Source organism: Bacillus sp. FSL W8-0223 (assembly GCF_038006805.1).
In the GTDB taxonomy this organism is placed as follows: Bacteria; Bacillota; Bacilli; order Bacillales; family DSM-4216; genus Bacillus_O; species Bacillus_O smithii.
The window spans coordinates 1,540,794-1,557,810 of the sequence record NZ_JBBOVX010000001.1; the positions used below are offsets into that span (position 1 = coordinate 1,540,794).

The window sequence follows — 17,017 nt, forward strand, 5'->3', positions numbered from 1 at the left end:
TGGTAGTGAAGGGGGGAGGGAAAACCGTGGCTAATTCAAGACGAATCTTTGGCATCCTTTTTTTATGTGTGCTATCCTTTTTCATTGTGGATAACCCTATGACGACCCAATACTTATCTTCTTTGAAATCAGAGGCGCTTTCTGCAGATGCCAAGGCTGAGCCATCTTTGTATAACCAAATCAAAGCAGCTGATCATAAATATTCCCGAAAAGCGCAAGATGCCGTGATTGATCGGGTTTGGAAGAAAATCCCCGGTTATAATGGGATAAAAGTGGATGTGAAACGTTCTTACGAAAGAATGAAAAAAGACGGAAAGTTTAATGAGGATAAACTTGTTTTTCATCAAACGAAACCCCAAGTTCATTTACATAATCTTCCTCCCGCTCCCATATACCGCGGTCATCCCGATAAGCCGATGGTTAGTTTTGCGGTGAACGTGGCGTGGGGAAATGAGTATTTGCCCAAAATCCTTTCTGTCTTAAAAAAGCATCATATTCATGCCACTTTTTTTCTGGAGGGGCGATGGGTAAAGAAAAATCCGGATTTAGCCAAAATGATTGTGGACGGTGGACATGAAGTGGGAAATCATTCCTTCACACATCCTGACATGAAAACCCTCTCGTCCGACCGAATCAGGGAAGAGATGATCAAAACGAATCAAGTGATAGAGGCGACGACAGGAAAAAACGTTTCGCTCTTTGCGCCTCCAAGCGGAAGCTATCGCGATGAAGTTGTCAAAATTGCGGACAGTCTAGGGATGGAAACAATCATGTGGACGGTTGATACCATTGATTGGAGAAATCCTGCCCCAGATGAATTGGTTAATAGGGTCATTTCCAATGTCGGACCGGGGTCGATTGTTCTCATGCATCCGACAAAAAGCACCGCAGCTTCTTTGGAACGATTAATCACAAAAATTCAAAAAAAGAATTTGAAGATCAACACGGTGTCGCAGTTATTAAACGAAGAACGCATTTTTCCAATAGAAGATGAGAAAAATGACTAATAATGGAAGCAGCAAGATAGGAGGATGCAATTTGATCAAAACTTATACTTGTCAGAATGGAGTAAGAATCGTATTAGAAACTATTCCTACGGTCCGCTCCGTTGCCATCGGAATATGGGTAGGAACCGGTTCGAGGGATGAATCCCCTGAAAACAATGGCATTTCCCACTTTTTAGAGCATATGTTTTTTAAAGGGACAGAATCCAAGAATGCAAAGGAAATTGCTGAGAGTTTTGATAGCATAGGCGGACAAGTCAATGCGTTCACATCGAAAGAATACACGTGCTATTATGCAAAAGTTCTTGATAATCATGCCTCATATGCATTAGAACTGTTAGCCGATATGTTTTTCCATTCCACATTTGAGGAAGAGGAATTAAAAAAAGAAAAAAATGTCGTTTTAGAAGAAATTAAAATGTATGAAGACACTCCTGACGATCTTGTACACGACTTGTTAAGCAAAGCAGCATACGGACGGCATCCTTTAGGATATCCTATCCTTGGAACGGAAGAGACTTTGGAGAGCTTTACTAGCCAAAAATTAAAAGAATATATGCATCAAATGTATACTCCGGATCGTGTTGTGATCTCTATCGCAGGAAACGTCGATGAAACGTTTATAAAAGAAGTGGAAAAACGATTTGGCTCTTATGAAGGTGGAAAACGTGATCGGGGATCCATTCAACCCACATTCCATGCTGACCGGATTTCAAAAACAAAAGACACCGAACAAGCCCATTTATGTATCGGTTTCAAAGGATTGGAAGTTGGACATGAAGATAGTTATAATCTCATCATTTTAAACAATGTGCTGGGCGGCAGCATGTCTTCAAGACTGTTCCAAGAAGTCAGAGAGCAAAGAGGGCTTGCTTATTCCGTCTTTTCGTATCATTCATCCTACCGTGACAACGGGATGATCGCCATCTACGGCGGTACAGGGGCCGATCAGCTGGATCAACTTTCTGAAACGATTTTTCAAACGCTGGAACACTTAAAGCAACAGGGTATCACGGAGAAAGAGCTACATAACAGTAAAGAACAACTAAAGGGCAATTTAATGCTAGGGCTGGAAAGCACAAACAGTCGTATGAGCCGAAACGGCAAAAACGAATTATTGCTGAAAAGACATCGCACTTTGGATGAAATGATTCAATTAATCGATCAAGTGAATATTCAGTCCGTCAATGAAATGGCGCAAGAACTTTTTTCGAAACCATATGCCCTTTCGTTGATCAGCCCTGATGGGAAACTGCCGTCATCCCTTATATAATCATCTCCATTCCAGCGGTTGGCCGCGGGTGGAAGACGCTGATTAAAAAGAAGAGCTGTAGCCACACAGAACCAGTTCTCTACGTTTATTTTAATGAAAAAGTTGATGCACTGGATCTTTAATTTTTAAAAAAGATTTTTGGATTTTCACATTGAACGGATTTTTTGATGCATAAAAAAGGAATCTGATCCCCTTATAGTAGATAAAATCTGCTATAAGGGGTTTTTGTTTGGCTAGAAATGAGTGGTTCACCTTTTGATCTTGTGCAAAGTATGAGTGAGTTTTAGACGAAAAAAGGCTGCCCATGTTCATCCAAATTAGATCAATAAAACATATGGATTGCAAGCTAAAATTTTTTTGAAAGGAACAAATAGGTTAAATTCAAAGAAATATCCTGTTTTTTATGTCAACTATTTATTTGATAGGTTGACAATCAAAAATGGAAAGATTATGCTATTTGGTAGAGACAGAAAGGGGAGAGGGTGTTGAAACCAAGAAATATAAAGGCGATTGATTTGACGATGATGGCGTTGTTTGCTGCATTGATGATGATCGGGGCAAATATTACTTCTTTTGCACCTTTTATGGTCATTAACGGGGTGCCCATTACGTTGCAGACAGTCTTTGCCGTTCTGGCTGGTGCGGTTCTCGGCAAACGGCTAGGGGCTATCTCCATGACTGTTTATGCCCTTATCGGAATAATCGGTGTACCGGTTTTTGCCCAATTTAAAGGAGGTTTCGAAACGATTTTTAGCCCGACATTTGGGTTTATATTGTCTTTTATTTTGGCTGCGTACATAACAGGATGGATAATCGAAAAAAAGAAAACGCAGACTGCCTACGTAATAGCCTCATTAGCCGGTATGGCAGCCAATTATCTTTTCGGAACGAACTGGATGTATATGGCGATGAAATTGTGGGCAGATGCCCCGCCGGCTTTTTCTTATAAAGCCGCTTGGCTGACGATGTTAGTCCCGCTTCCGAAAGATATCCTTTTATCTGTTTTTGCCGGATTTCTTGCTTATCGGTTAGAACGTACTGTACTTTCCAAAAGCAAATTGCGTAATCAAAATGTATAGAAAGAAGGGAAAAAATGTCTAGATGGATCGAACTGGCTGAAAGCGTTTTAAACGGTTATGAAATAAGCGATTTGGAAGCGATGAATATTTTGAATTGCCCCGATGCAGAATTGCTTGAACTGCTTCAGGGAGCCTATCGGATACGGCACCACTATTACGGCAACAAGGTAAAATTAAATATGATTTTAAATACAAAATCAGGACTCTGTCCAGAAAACTGCAGCTACTGCTCTCAATCCGTCATATCCACAGCACCGATTGAAAAATATCGGATGATGGATAAAGAAACGATTTTAAAAGGAGCAGAAAGGGCGCGGCAATTAAATGCCGGAACATTCTGCATCGTGGCGAGCGGAAGAGGACCTAGCAATAAAGAAGTGGAACACATTGCTGCCGCCGTGGAAGAAATTAAAGAGCGATATCAAATGAAAATATGTGCTTGCTTGGGGATATTGAAGCCGGAACAAGCCAAGCGGTTGAAAGAAGCGGGGGTAGACCGTTACAACCATAATATCAATACATCGGAGCGCCACTATGAAAACATCACGACAACGCATACGTACGAGGATCGCGTAGAAACCATTGAAACGGTGAAAGAAAGCGGAATTTCCCCTTGTTCGGGTGTCATAGTCGGAATGAAGGAAACGAAAGAAGATGTCATCCATATGGCCCGCAGTTTGCATATTTTAGATGCAGACTCGATACCGGTGAACTTTTTAAATCCGATAGAGGGAACGCCGCTCGAAGGAGTAAGGGAGTTGAACCCGCTCTATTGTTTAAAAGTTCTATGTTTATTCCGTTATATCAATCCGTCAAAGGAAATTCGCATCGCCGGCGGAAGAGAAGTGAACTTGCGCAGTTTGCAGCCATTTGGACTCTATCCGGCCAATTCGATTTTTATCGGAGACTATTTGACAACGGAAGGCCAGGAAACAACCGCAGACCATCAAATGATTACCGATTTAGGTTTTGAAATCGAATTCGTGCAAGAAAAAGAACAGGTGATTTAAATAAAAATGCAATCACAAAGAAAGGCTGATTCAGCCGTCGTACAGGCCGCCGCTTCCATGAAGCGGCGATTTTTTGTGTTTTGTTCATGGAAGATGGTTTGTCTTGCTCAGGATGGTTAGGACAGTGACAATAAAAGGATGAGACCGCACAATCATGAACGGGTTCGGTGTGGACATCCTATCGTGATAAAAAGTTTAAGGCGTTGATAAAATAAGGACTTTTTTTCATTTCAATCATTCTACGGAAAATTTGTTATGATTTACATATATTTCAAATTATGATATCATTTTGATATAAATTCCAATAGGAAGGGGAAGCGAAAATTGAAAGAGAAAAATGCATGGCACATGAACGGATTTATCGGAATTTTGTTAATTATCGCTCTGTTGGCTGTGGCTTTTTTAGCCATGTCTCGAGATCATTTTTTTCGTTCTATTTTGTTGGTGATCATTGCCATACTGATCGGGAGCGGTCTGACTATTGTACAGCCTAACCAAGCCAATGTTGTCGTTTTTTTCGGGCGTTATGTAGGAACCATTCGAAAAAGCGGTATAGCTTTAACTGTTCCATTTACGAATAAGAAAAAAGTGTCTCTTCGCGTGCGAAATTTTAACAGCAAAAAACTGAAAGTAAATGATGTGGAAGGAAATCCGATTGAAATTGCTTCCGTCATCGTCTTTAAAGTCATTGATTCAGCGAAAGCAACTTTTGATGTAGATGATTATGAAGAATTCGTGGAAATCCAAAGCGAGGCTGCTATCCGCCACGTCGCAACAAAGTATCCTTATGATACGTTGGATGACCACCATATTACATTAAGAGGCAATGCGGATATTGTTTCCAAAGAATTGGCCGACGAATTGCAAGAACGGTTAAACGTTGCGGGAGTTCAAGTAATCGAAGCGAGGCTGACCCATTTGGCTTATTCGACAGAAATTGCGAGCGCCATGCTTCAGCGTCAACAGGCCGCCGCCGTTCTATCGGCCAGAAAAATGATTGTAGAAGGTGCTGTCAGTATGGCTCAAATGGCCGTCGAACAGCTTTCGAACGATGGAACGATTGAACTGGATGAGGAAAGAAAAGTGAACATGGTCAATAATTTAATGATTGCGATCATATCTGACCGTGGCGCTCAGCCGGTCATTAATACCGGCAGCTTGTACTAATGGTTGTGGATCAACATGGCCAACAAGAAACATTTTCCGTTGAGAATAGATCCTGAATTGTATGCAATCATTGAACGGTGGGCGCAAGAAGAATTCCGTAGTGTGAATGCTCATATTGAATTTTTATTAAGAGAGGCTGCTCGGCGTGAAAAGAGATTGCCAAAGAGAAAAAAAGAGGATGAATAATTTTTTCATACACTTGCTTTTGATTCATAAATGATAAGAGGATATGATGTTCGTTCAAGAACGTATATCCTCTTTTTTATAGACGCATACAGGGGACGGATCGATGAAAGGGATTAGCTGAATTTTCTATCATTCTTTTAGACTAGGAAAAAAGGCAGCAGGGAAATCATTGTTTATTCCTATTAAAATATGTTAATATTCTGATATATTATAATTTTCTGAACAATGGAGGAGATGAGTTATGCACGTTCCTTTAGTACTGACAGATTTTTTAGATCGCGCTGCTGATTTGTATGCAGAAAAAATTGGAGTGATTAATGACGATCGCTACTTCACTTATCGACAATTAAAAGAAAGAGTGAATCAGTTGTCTCATGGGTTGTATTCACTAGGCATCCAGAAGGGAGATCGAGTGGCGTATTTGGCGCCCAACACATTGGAAATGCTTGAAGGTTTTTATGGAATTTTTCAGCTAGGAGCTATTATGGTTCCTTTGAATATTCGATTGAAACCTGAAGATTATTTGTTTATGCTAAATCATAGTGAATCGAAAGTACTGTTTGTCGACCAAGATCTTTATCATTTGATCCAACCGGTGAAAGACCGTCTAGAGACCGTTGAACATATTATTGTTCATTATAAAGACAAAGACAACGAGGAAATAGATTATGACAATTGGTTGAGCATGTTTCCAACTAACGAAATAGAACGACCCGAAATCCATGAAGAAGATGTATGTAGTTTATTGTATACGAGCGGGACGACCGGGAACCCAAAAGGGGTTATGTTGACGCATCGCAATAATTATCTTCATGCACTTTGGTCGATGCATCATTTGCGCGTTTCGGATCGAGACAAGCTGCTTCATGTACTGCCTATGTTCCACGTCAACGGTTGGGGAGCCCCCTTTTATTTTACAGCCAATGGAGCGACTCATGTAGCTTTGAGAAAAGTGGAAGCAAAAACGATATTTGATTTAGTGCAAAAGCATCGTGTAACCTTTATGGAAATGGCTCCAACAGTATTGAATTCCTTGCTTCAATATAATGAACAGCATCATCCAGTAATCGAACAAGATGTACGTGTAGTTATTGCCGGATCAGCTCCTCCGCCTTCCTTTGTGAAAAGAGTAGAGAATGAATTGGGTTGGGAGTTTATCCAAGTTTACGGAATGACGGAAAGTACGCCGCTGCATTTGGTTTCCACCGTTCGTTCCCATTTGAGCCATTTACCTTTGGAAGAGCAATGGCGTGTGAGAGCCAAAGCCGGTTATCCGATGATTGGTTGTCGTGTTAAGGTTGTTAATGAACATGGGGAGGAAGTAGCACGAAACGGAAAGGAAATAGGAGAACTGGTTATTCGAAGCAACGCCGTGATGAAAGGTTATTGGAAAAATGAAGAAGCGACAATGGAGACGATCCGAAACGGTTGGCTTCATACCGGCGATATGGGGACGATTGATGAGTACGGGTATATCGACATTGTGGACAGAAAAAAAGATATTATCATTAGCGGCGGAGAAAATATTTCCTCTATTGAAGTCGAGGGCGTTCTCTACGAGCATCCGGCTGTATTAGAAGCTGCTGTCATCGCCGTGCCGCATGAAAAGTGGGGAGAAACTCCGCATGCTTTTGTAGTCAAGAAACCGAACGAAACCGTAACAGAACAAGAATTAATCGAATTTTCCCGTTCAAAGTTAGCTCATTTTAAAGCGATTACAGGAGTAACGTTTGTGGAGGAACTGCCGAAAACGGCATCGGGAAAGATTCAAAAGGTGTTATTAAGAAAAAATTATTGGGAATCAAAAGGAATAACGGGGCGATTGGTCAATTAATGAAATGGGCGGCAAGTTTCTTTTGCCGTCTTTTTCATAATTTGGTTCCTCTCATACCCTTCATAACGTTGTTTACGAATATTAGCCGCACCTTTTTCTCCTGAATCAGGTCTGATTTTCTTTTTTGATCTGTACATTATTCATAAAGAGAGTCGAAAATGGCATCAGGAAAAAAACGGTGTACGTACAATGAATTTTCCTTTACAATAGAAAAAAGGGAGCGTACTCTGCTCCCTTTTTCTATCGTTATGGAAATGAGAGACGTTTCACAAAAAAAGAAACGAGCTTAAAAAGGAACATTCCTTTTTGGGAGATGAAAACAATGAAAATTCCAATTCTTGATACGTTGAATCGACCTTTGCGAGATTTGCGTATAAGTGTGACTGATCGCTGTAATTTCCGCTGTCAATATTGTATGCCCGCCGAAATATTTGGCCCGGATTTTGCTTTTTTGCCGAAAGAGGAAGTGCTTTCGTTTGAGGAAATAGAAAGATTGGCAATCATCTTTAGCAAATTGGGGGTCAGAAAAATCCGAGTTACAGGCGGGGAACCGCTCATGAGAAAAGAACTCCCCTCCCTCATTCAGCGATTGTTGAAAATTCCCAGCATTCAAGATATTGGTCTTACAACAAATGGAGTATATTTGCCTAAATATGCAAAAGAATTGAAAGAAGCTGGTTTAAAACGGGTGAATGTCAGCCTTGACGCTCTGAATGATGAAATTTTTATGAAAATGAACGGCCGAGGAGTCCGTTCCAAGGCAGTCATAAAGGGGATTGACGCTGCTCTTGCCCATGGCCTTAAGGTGAAAATAAACATGGTTGTCCAAAGAAGTATGAATGAAGACGAGATTTTGCCGATGGCAGAATTTTGTCGAAAAAAAGGACTTTCTCTCCGTTTTATTGAATTTATGGATGTCGGAAATTCAAATGGATGGAAATTAGATCAAGTGGTAACCAAAAAAGAAATATACGAAAAATTAAAGAGCCGTTTTCAATTAGAGCCAGTGGAACCGGCGTATTTTGGCGAAGTGGCTAAACGGTATCGTTATCAAGGTGAACAAACGGAAGTCGGTTTTATCACCTCTGTTACAGAATCTTTTTGCTCAAGCTGCACAAGAGCCAGAATTTCGGCCGAAGGAAAACTGTATACTTGCCTGTTTGCAAGTGAAGGCTACGACTTGAGAGCTCTTCTGCGAAGCGGGGCGAAGGATGAAGAAATTGCACAAAAAGTAGCAGACATTTGGAACCACCGAGCAGATCGTTATTCAGATGAACGTTTGGCTAATACTCATCATCCCCGTAAAAAAATTGAAATGTCCTATATCGGTGGATAACCGTCCAATAAGAAAAAAACAAATGCGCGTATTGTCAAAACGAACAAGATATAATCAGAAAAAATTGAAGGAAATCTTCCATACAAGGACTGAAAGTTGATCAAGCCTGACATATGGAAAAAAGGAGCAAAAGTGACCGGACGGAAGAGATGGAGAATCCATTTCTCCCATTGGTATTTGCTGAACTTCAAAACGACGCCAGGGAAAATGTGGTATAATCTACAAAGAATGAAGGATAAAAGAGAAGAACATCATTCGAAAATTTGTTAATTTCCCTTTTATAAAATGGATCGGAACGAAAAAATCACTCGATCGCTCTATATATGGATGAATGGAACGAGTATGGGTCCAACCGGATCAAGAACGTTGACTGGAACTGGCTCAAAGTTGCCGACGTCGAAGAATGATGGTGGTAAAGAGAAAGGATGAGGATCATGGTGGAACGGAGAAGCCCGATCAAAGTTGGTGAAGCCGTTCGGAGAGTCATGGAGTGGAAGCAGCTTGGAGAAATAGAATATGTGGATATTGATGCGTGCGATCGCCGCTTTTTAGGAAAACCGTTAGTAGCGGATCACGATGTACCGCCCTTTGACCGCTCTCCTTATGATGGGTTTGCCGTCCGCAGCGAAGATACTGCAGATGCGACTAGCGACAGCCCGGTTTTTCTTGAAGTCATCGATGAAATTGGAGCCGGGCAAGTAAGTCCTTTTCGAGTTGGGAAAATGGAGGCAATCCGCATTATGACAGGAGCGGCTATTCCGGAAGGGACGGACTGTGTCGTCATGCTTGAATTGGTTCATGAGGAAAAACGGGATGGCAAAACATTTATTGCGATCAAACGGCCGTTCCAAAAACATGATAATATTTCCTTTAAAGGAGAAGATGCCAAGAAAGGTCAGCCTTTGATAGAAGAAGGAATTCAAATTAATCCCGGTGTAAAAGCGTTGCTTGCAACTTTCGGTTATGCCAAAGTTCCCGTTGTGAAACCTCCCGTTGTCGGTGTACTTGCTACGGGATCTGAGCTATTAAATGTAGATGAAGAATTGGTGCCGGGAAAAATCCGCAATTCCAATCTGTACATGATCGCTTCGCAAATTGAAAGAGCAGGGGGAAAAGTCAAAACATACGGGCAATGCGCCGATGATGTCGATTCGGTATTAAATGCTGTCAAAACTGCGTACAAAGAATGCGATATAGTCATTACGACGGGCGGAGTTTCTGTAGGAGATTTTGACTATTTGCCGGAAATTTATCGCCAAATGAAGGCTGAAGTGCTTTTTAATAAAATCGCTATGCGTCCTGGTAGTGTGACAACGGCCGCCGTTTTGAATGGCAAAATGCTGTTTGGATTGTCCGGAAATCCTTCTGCTTGTTATGTTGGATTTGAATTGTATGTTCGCCCCCTTATACGTTACTGGCTTCATTCTTCTAAACCATACTTGCGCCAAGGAAAAGCTTTTTTACAATCAGAATTCCCGAAAGCCAATCCTTTTTCCAGGTTTGTGCGCAGCAGAGTCTTTTATGGCGAGGACGGAAAGCTGCATGTAAAACCGGTGGGACTGGATAAATCAAACGTCGTAACGTCCTTGGCGTGGTCAGACTGCTTAATGGTTCTTCCGGGAGGAACAAGAGGGTTTGGAAGCGGAGATCTTGTAGATGTTCTCTTTCTCGAAGATAACACGGGGAGTGAGTCGTGGTGGGAAGAGAGCAAAAGATCTTCCAAATAGTAGGGTATCAAAATAGCGGGAAAACAACTTGGATCGAATATTTGCTTGAATATGCTTCTTTTCACGGAAAAACGGTGGGCGTAGTGAAACATCATGGACATGGTGGACGACCTGTCATCGGAGATAAAGGAAAAGATACAGAAAGGTATCGGAAAAAAGGCGCTTATGCTGTTACGGTAGAAGGCGGAAACACAGCCGTTGTCACGATCAACGGTTACTATGGCTTAGAAGACATATTGAAACTGTATCAATCGCTTCCACTTGATTTCATTTTGATAGAAGGCTATAAAAAAGCTTCGTTTCCTAAAGCGGTTATGATTCACCGAGAAGAGGACAAGAATTTATTGAAATTGGAAAATGTACAAGCCGTCATCACGCCTTTCCCGCATCAATTTAAACAAATTCCTGCTTTTCACGTTGAGGATAAAAAATCAATGGCAGAATGGCTATGGAACTATTTCTTGTTATAGGCGGAAAAACACGAAAAAATCATTTCAGCATGAAAAATACAAGCAGCTCATAATAAGATTTCTCTGAGATGAACCGTCTTGCTAAATGGTAAATGACGAAAAGCCAAGTCTTTTCCATTGTCTGCTTTTTTGTCGGTGTCAAACTTCAAACAACAGATAAGGACTTTTGTCTTTTCTGACGTTCTAGTAAGCAATTGAGACTGGATGGGAAAGTTTTCAACAGTAAGCACTTCACTTGAGAGAGCATATGAAAGCCGGAAAAAACACTCAGCGGGTTTTCCCGCTGAGTGTCTCTATTGAAGTCGGTTTTCAACTTCACGACAAACTTCATCGGCGCTTAAGCCGTCGGCGTTGATGACTGGTCCTTTTATGACCGTATTTTGAATGCCCAACATATCGAAGTCCAATCCGGTGACCACACAACAATCGCAGCCGCGGGCGTCAGACTCCTTCTTCAATTCCACCACTTGATATCCTCTTTCTTTTAAGGCTTCGGATACATTGTGCAATGATTCTTCTACTCCGATTTTTGCCATTCCTAACACCTCCCTTCCTATCGTTTTCTAGGATGAAAGGATTTATACACAATATGGCGTCTGTTTTTTTCGAAAACGATGAAAGATGGATTTTTTTCTCCATTCATTGGACGAATGAGTTACAATAAAATTAATTGTTATTTGAATTTTCGGTAAAATGGAGGTGTGAGTGATGAAGCAGGGATTTATTTTTGTGTTGCAAATCGCTTTTTTATGGCTTATCAATGAGATTAGCTATAGTATCGTCGAGTTTTTTCATATCCCCATTCCGGGAAACGTGCTGGGAATGGTGATTTTATTTATACTGCTTCTAACTGGAATTGTGAAAATTCATTGGGTGGAGAGGGGAGCTTCTTTTCTAAATAAGCATTTAGCGTTTTTCTTCATTCCCATTTCAGTAGGTTTCATGAGCTATGGGAATTTTTTTGTCAAAAATGGATTTGCATTGATCATTATTTTACTGGGCAGCTCCATTATCGGTCTGTTGATTACGGGGTATACAAGTCAATGGCTGGGAAAAGAGAAAGAAGGGAATATGGATGAAGATCGCCATTACAGTGTTTAGTATTGTCGTGACGATAGCGGCTTATTGGATTTCTCGCATTTTGGCCCGGAAATACCCATCCCCTTTGACCACACCTGTTTTTTTGAGTACAGTACTCATCATCATCGTGCTTACGGTATGTAGAATGGATTACAAAGACTATGGGCCGGCAAAGGATATTATGACTTATCTGCTTGGACCAGCGACAGTGGCGCTTGCTGTTCCGCTTTATCATAATAAAGATTTGCTGTTAAAAAAATGGATGCCTGCACTTGCCGGACTCGTCTTGGGTACCTTTTCAACCGTCATTTCTGCTGTTTTGCTTGCCAAACTATTTGATTTTTCGGGAACCATTGCAGCCTCAGTAGCGACGAAATCGGTTACAACGCCGGTTGCCATAGAAGAAGCGAAGATTATAGGGGGAGATCCTGCGCTATCGGCGATTTTTGTCATGGTCGCCGGCATCTTCGGAGCAATGTTCGGACCGTGGCTATTGAATGTGACGAGGATATCAGATCCGTTTTCCAGAGGACTATCCATTGGTACGGTTTCTCACGGTATCGGCACAGCGCAAATACTGTCAGAAGGGTCGTTGCCGGGAGGAGTATCCGGGGCTGCCATGGGGTTTGCGTCCATTTTGACATCAGCCGTTCTTCCGTGGTTGTTTCCGCTCTTGTTCTGACGGACAAACAAGATTTAAGTCACGGACGTGGATTTCCATCCTAAAAAAAGCAGCTGGTATGATACATAAAAAGCGGCTGTCAAGGTAAAGTAAGACAGAGGTGATGGAAATTGAGCAAACGAGTAAAAAAAGATCCTTCCACTATTGGTTTAGACTCTTCTCAAACGGAAGGGCAAGGAACAACGGAACGAGAAACAGCCGGCGGTGTGAGCCACTCATCAGCAGAGAAAAAACAGAAAAAGTATTGATTTTTATTGGTTTCCTCCGGTTTCCATTGGTCATCCTGACTTGGCCCGGAGGAAACTGATTTTTTATTGAGCGCAAAAGTTTGTAAATAACGGATGGACCAAAATAGGATTTTCCTATTTTTATGTCGAATAAAATTTTCAGAATTTTATAAAATATTATTGTCAGGAATACTTAATTGATATAACATACAATTAACGGCACATACCGACCGGTTAGTTAAAAAAGGGGGCCAAACTTCTATGGATTTTTCGTTTTCCGAAAAAGTGATCAATCTTCAAAAGCGGTTGACAGCCTTTATGGAAGAATACATTTATCCGAATGAAAAAACATTCGAGGAACAGTTGAATGATCAAGAAACTCGCTGGTCCATTCCACCCATTTTAGAAGAGCTGAAGCAGAAGGCTAAGAAAGAAGGATTATGGAATTTGTTTTTGCCTGACAGCGAATATGGCGCCGGATTGACCAATTTGGAATATGCCCCGCTCTGCGAAATTATGGGAAGAAGCATGATCGCTCCGGAAATATTTAACTGCAATGCACCTGATACCGGGAATATGGAAGTTCTCGTCCGTTATGGAAGCGAGCAGCAAAAAGAAAAGTGGCTGAAACCTCTTCTGAACGGCGACATTCGTTCTTGTTTTTCGATGACGGAACCGGATGTTGCGAGCAGCGACGCCACCAATATTTCGGCCAGCATCGTGCGGGATGGAGACGAATATGTGATAAACGGTTTGAAATGGTGGTCTTCCGGAGCAGGGGATCCGCGTTGCAAATTTGCCATCGTCATGGGCAAATCGAACCCCGATGCTCCAAAACACGAACAGCAATCCATGATTATCGTTCCTCTTGATACAAAGGGTGTGGAGATTAAGCGCATGCTCCCCGTTTTTGGATATGATCACGCTCCACATGGGCATGCGGAAATTCTTTTTCACGACGTGAGGGTACCGGCGGAAAATATCATTTGGGAAGAAGGCAAAGGATTCGCCATCGCCCAAGGTAGGTTGGGACCTGGACGAATTCATCATTGCATGAGAATTATTGGCGCTGCAGAAAGAGCGCTGGACGAAATGTGTAAACGCGTACAAGAAAGGGAGGCTTTTGGCGAATCTTTATCGAAGAAAGGAGTGATCCAAGATTGGATTGCTCAATCGCGGATCGAAATTGAACAGGCAAGGCTGTTGACTTTAAAAGCGGCTTATATGATGGATACGGTCGGCAATAAAGCGGCCAAAAAAGAGATTGCGATGATTAAAGTGATTGCTCCGAATATGGCCTTAAAAGTAATAGACCGCGCCATACAAGCATTCGGTGCGAAAGGCGTCAGCAATGATACGACTCTTGCCGCTCATTGGGCCAATATAAGAACACTAAGACTAGCTGATGGTCCGGATGAAGTTCATAAACAGCAAATTGCGAAGCTGGAATTGCGTGAGCATTCACTAGAAAGGGAGAGATTTCAATGGCAACAGTAAAGGAACTGTTTGACTTAACCGGAAAAACGGCGATTATTACTGGAGGAGGGCGAGGATTAGGAGAGCAGATCGCAGAAGCGTACGCTGAATCAGGAGTGAACGTTGTCCTTTGTTCGCGTAAAGTAGAGAATTGTCAAGAAACAGCTGAACGTTTACAGTCCGTGTACGGGATAAAAACATTAGCTCTGGAATGCGATGTCACAAAACCGGAGGATGTTCAGACGGTAGTGGATCAAACGATTCGCAAGTTGGGACGCATTGATATTTTAGTGAATAACAGCGGAGTTTCATGGGGGGCGCCAGCGGCGGAAATGCCGATTGATGCTTGGAAAAAAGTAATCGATGTGAATGTTACCGGCACGTTTTTAATGTCGCAAGCGGTTGGGAAAAAAATGATAGAGCAGCAGTCGGGAAAGATTATAAATATGGCTTCGATTGCCGGGCTTGGCGGAACGGATCCCGATTATTTGGATGCCATCGGCTACAATACCAGCAAAGGTGCCATCATTACTTTTACAAAAGATTTGGCGGTGAAATGGGGGCCGTATCATATTCATGTGAATGCGATTGCGCCGGGGTTCTTCCCGACGAAAATGTCGAATGTCGTTATTGAGAAAGGGAAAGATTATTGGCTGTCACATACGCCGTTAAGAAGATTCGGTAGTGACGATGATTTAAAGGGAGCGGCCGTTTTTTTGGCCTCAAAAGCTTCGGATTATATAACCGGGGATGTCCTCTTTGTGGATGGTGGATCGCACGCTCTGACATAAAATTTCCGGACTGATTGGATCAAAAGGGGGATTTTCCAATGGAGGAAGTTCAATACTTTGCTCCCTATCAGGGAAACTGTTCCCATGATATAACGATTCCGGAAATGACATTGCCTGAAATGTTAGAACAGTCGGTGGAAAAATTCCCTCAAGCATATGTCGCCAGTTTTTATGGCCGTAAACTGACATATGAACAACTTTGGGAAGCAGTTCAAATATTTGCCGCCCATTTGCAGAAACTAGGTGTTCAAAAAGGTGACCGGGTCGCCATACAATTGCCAAATTGCCCACAATATTTGATCAGTTATTATGGGATCCTTGCCGCTGGCGGAATCGTCACCCAGCTAAACCCGATGCTATCGGAGAAAGAACTGGAGTATATTTTAAAAGATTGTCAGGCGAAAATCATCATTCTGATAGATGCTCTTTACCCAAAAATAAAATCAGTACAGAAATATACGGCAATTGAAACCGTGATGACTGTCAGTTTAGGAGATCTTTTTCATCCTAAGCTTCCCGATTTGGCGCTTCAATCTGTTCTTTCAGTAAAAAACGATTTTTTGCCTGTGAAGATAGATCCAAAAAACGATATTGCGGTTTTGCAGTATACGGGCGGTACTACAGGCAGATCAAAAGGGGCTATGCTGACTCATTTTAATTTGGTGGCTAACATTGTTCAAACTTACGAGTTTTTTAAAAGTGAATTAAATCCAGGCAATGAAAAATGTTTAACGGTTATTCCACTATTTCATGTATTTGGGATGACATCATGCATGAACTTTTCCATTTTTTGTGGGAATGAAATGATCCTTCTCCCAAAATTTGATCTTCAAGAAGTGTTGGAGACCATTAAGAAAGAACAGCCGACGGTATTTCCAGGTGTTCCAACCATGTATGTAGCGATTACCAATCACCCACGCGCCCACGAGTACCAATTGGATTCTATGAAATTATGCAATTCCGGAAGTGCGCCTATGCCAATAGAAGTCATGAAAGAATTTGAAAGAAAAACAGGAGCGAAAATAGTAGAGGGGTACGGTCTTTCAGAAGCGTCACCTACAACCCATTGCAATCCTCCGTTTGCAGCAAGAAAAGCGGGAACGGTTGGGATCGGGTTCCCTCGGACAGCTTATAAAATAGTCGATTTGGAATCTGGAACGAAAGAAATGCCGCCTGGTGAGCCAGGAGAATTGGTCATCAAAGGCCCGCAAGTAATGAAAGGATACTGGAACCAACCGGAAGAAACGGCGATGACGTTACGCAACGGCTGGCTGTATACGGGAGATATCGCCAAAATGGATATGGAAGGATACGTATCCATTATCGATCGCAAAAAAGATATGATTATCGCAAGTGGCTATAATATTTATCCGCGCGACGTAGAAGAAGTTTTATACGAGCATCCAGCCGTTCAGGAAGCAGTGGTGATTGGCGTTCCAGATGCCTACAGAGGGGAGACGGTTAAAGCTGTTATCGTCTTAAAGGAAGGGGCAACAACAAGCGAGAAAGAATTGATCGATCACTGCAAACAGCATCTATCCGCATATAAAGTACCAAAAATCATTGAATTTAGAAACGAATTGCCCAAAACCAATATAGGGAAAATTTTGAGAAGAGCCATCCGAGAAGAGTCAATGAAAAAACAATGAAGACTTGTATTGATGCTCTCGTTCTT

Annotated in this window: 17 protein-coding genes; 16 read left to right on the plus strand and 1 reads right to left on the minus strand. The window is 41.9% G+C overall.

The window, feature by feature from the left end:
• Nucleotides 1–26: 26 nt before the first annotated feature.
• The 10 genes from NST81_RS07590 to mobB all read left to right on the plus strand — a co-directional run bounded on the left by NST81_RS07590 (nucleotide 27) and on the right by mobB (nucleotide 11,086).
• Nucleotides 27–1,007, plus strand: coding sequence for a polysaccharide deacetylase family protein (locus NST81_RS07590; RefSeq protein WP_341029161.1), 981 nt, complete (start codon nucleotides 27–29; stop codon nucleotides 1,005–1,007).
• Nucleotides 1,008–1,038: 31 nt separating this feature from the next.
• Nucleotides 1,039–2,277 (plus strand): M16 family metallopeptidase, encoded by a 1,239-nt coding sequence (locus NST81_RS07595; RefSeq protein ID WP_048623195.1) that lies wholly within the window; start codon nucleotides 1,039–1,041, stop codon nucleotides 2,275–2,277.
• Between the two features lie 485 nt (nucleotides 2,278–2,762).
• Nucleotides 2,763–3,356, plus strand: coding sequence for a biotin transporter BioY (locus tag NST81_RS07600; protein ID WP_371836612.1), 594 nt, complete (start codon nucleotides 2,763–2,765; stop codon nucleotides 3,354–3,356).
• Between the two features lie 14 nt (nucleotides 3,357–3,370).
• The gene (gene bioB / locus NST81_RS07605; protein WP_003354637.1) at nucleotides 3,371–4,366 is read left to right on the plus strand and encodes a biotin synthase BioB; all 996 of its coding nucleotides are present in this window, start codon (nucleotides 3,371–3,373) and stop codon (nucleotides 4,364–4,366) included.
• 324 nt (nucleotides 4,367–4,690) lie between these two features.
• A complete protein-coding gene (locus NST81_RS07610; protein WP_003354638.1) occupies nucleotides 4,691–5,533 on the plus strand; it encodes an SPFH domain-containing protein in 843 nt (280 codons plus the stop codon).
• Nucleotides 5,534–5,548: 15 nt separating this feature from the next.
• Nucleotides 5,549–5,719: a hypothetical protein gene (locus NST81_RS07615; RefSeq protein WP_003354639.1), complete on the plus strand. Its 171-nt coding sequence runs from the start codon at nucleotides 5,549–5,551 to the stop codon at nucleotides 5,717–5,719.
• 241 nt (nucleotides 5,720–5,960) lie between these two features.
• On the plus strand, nucleotides 5,961–7,553 hold the full coding sequence (locus NST81_RS07620) for a long-chain-fatty-acid--CoA ligase (protein ID WP_341029168.1): 1,593 nt from the start codon (nucleotides 5,961–5,963) through the stop codon (nucleotides 7,551–7,553).
• A gap of 322 nt (nucleotides 7,554–7,875) precedes the next feature.
• On the plus strand, nucleotides 7,876–8,889 hold the full coding sequence (gene moaA, locus NST81_RS07625; protein WP_341029171.1) for a GTP 3',8-cyclase MoaA: 1,014 nt from the start codon (nucleotides 7,876–7,878) through the stop codon (nucleotides 8,887–8,889).
• Nucleotides 8,890–9,323: 434 nt separating this feature from the next.
• Nucleotides 9,324–10,616 carry a molybdopterin molybdotransferase MoeA gene (locus NST81_RS07630; RefSeq protein WP_341029174.1) on the plus strand — a complete coding sequence of 431 codons (1,293 nt, stop codon included), beginning with the start codon at nucleotides 9,324–9,326 and terminating at the stop codon, nucleotides 10,614–10,616.
• Nucleotides 10,586–11,086: a molybdopterin-guanine dinucleotide biosynthesis protein B gene (gene mobB, locus NST81_RS07635; RefSeq protein WP_327797840.1), complete on the plus strand. Its 501-nt coding sequence runs from the start codon at nucleotides 10,586–10,588 to the stop codon at nucleotides 11,084–11,086. Before NST81_RS07630 ends, mobB begins: the two co-directional genes overlap by 31 nt.
• Nucleotides 11,087–11,379: 293 nt before the next feature.
• Here mobB and NST81_RS07640 read toward each other — a convergent pair whose 3' ends face one another.
• Nucleotides 11,380–11,622 (minus strand): YkuS family protein, encoded by a 243-nt coding sequence (locus NST81_RS07640; RefSeq protein WP_327797838.1) that lies wholly within the window; start codon nucleotides 11,620–11,622, stop codon nucleotides 11,380–11,382.
• A gap of 172 nt (nucleotides 11,623–11,794) precedes the next feature.
• Here NST81_RS07640 and NST81_RS07645 point away from each other — a divergent pair, with 172 nt between their 5' ends.
• The 6 genes from NST81_RS07645 to NST81_RS07670 all read left to right on the plus strand — a co-directional run bounded on the left by NST81_RS07645 (nucleotide 11,795) and on the right by NST81_RS07670 (nucleotide 16,991).
• A complete protein-coding gene (locus tag NST81_RS07645) occupies nucleotides 11,795–12,187 on the plus strand; it encodes a CidA/LrgA family protein (RefSeq protein ID WP_003354647.1) in 393 nt (130 codons plus the stop codon).
• Complete coding sequence (locus tag NST81_RS07650) at nucleotides 12,162–12,848, plus strand: LrgB family protein (protein ID WP_270582983.1); 687 nt, start codon at nucleotides 12,162–12,164, stop codon at nucleotides 12,846–12,848. The genes NST81_RS07645 and NST81_RS07650 overlap by 26 nt, the downstream gene beginning before the upstream one ends.
• Nucleotides 12,849–12,958: 110 nt before the next feature.
• Nucleotides 12,959–13,096: a YuzL family protein gene (locus NST81_RS07655; RefSeq protein ID WP_341029180.1), complete on the plus strand. Its 138-nt coding sequence runs from the start codon at nucleotides 12,959–12,961 to the stop codon at nucleotides 13,094–13,096.
• Nucleotides 13,097–13,336: 240 nt separating this feature from the next.
• On the plus strand, nucleotides 13,337–14,572 hold the full coding sequence (locus NST81_RS07660; RefSeq protein WP_341029183.1) for an acyl-CoA dehydrogenase family protein: 1,236 nt from the start codon (nucleotides 13,337–13,339) through the stop codon (nucleotides 14,570–14,572).
• Nucleotides 14,560–15,342, plus strand: coding sequence for an SDR family oxidoreductase (locus NST81_RS07665; RefSeq protein WP_048623205.1), 783 nt, complete (start codon nucleotides 14,560–14,562; stop codon nucleotides 15,340–15,342). The genes NST81_RS07660 and NST81_RS07665 overlap by 13 nt, the downstream gene beginning before the upstream one ends.
• Nucleotides 15,343–15,380: 38 nt before the next feature.
• Entirely contained in the window at nucleotides 15,381–16,991 is a 1,611-nt protein-coding gene (locus tag NST81_RS07670) for a long-chain-fatty-acid--CoA ligase (protein WP_048623206.1), read from the plus strand.
• Nucleotides 16,992–17,017 lie beyond the last annotated feature (26 nt).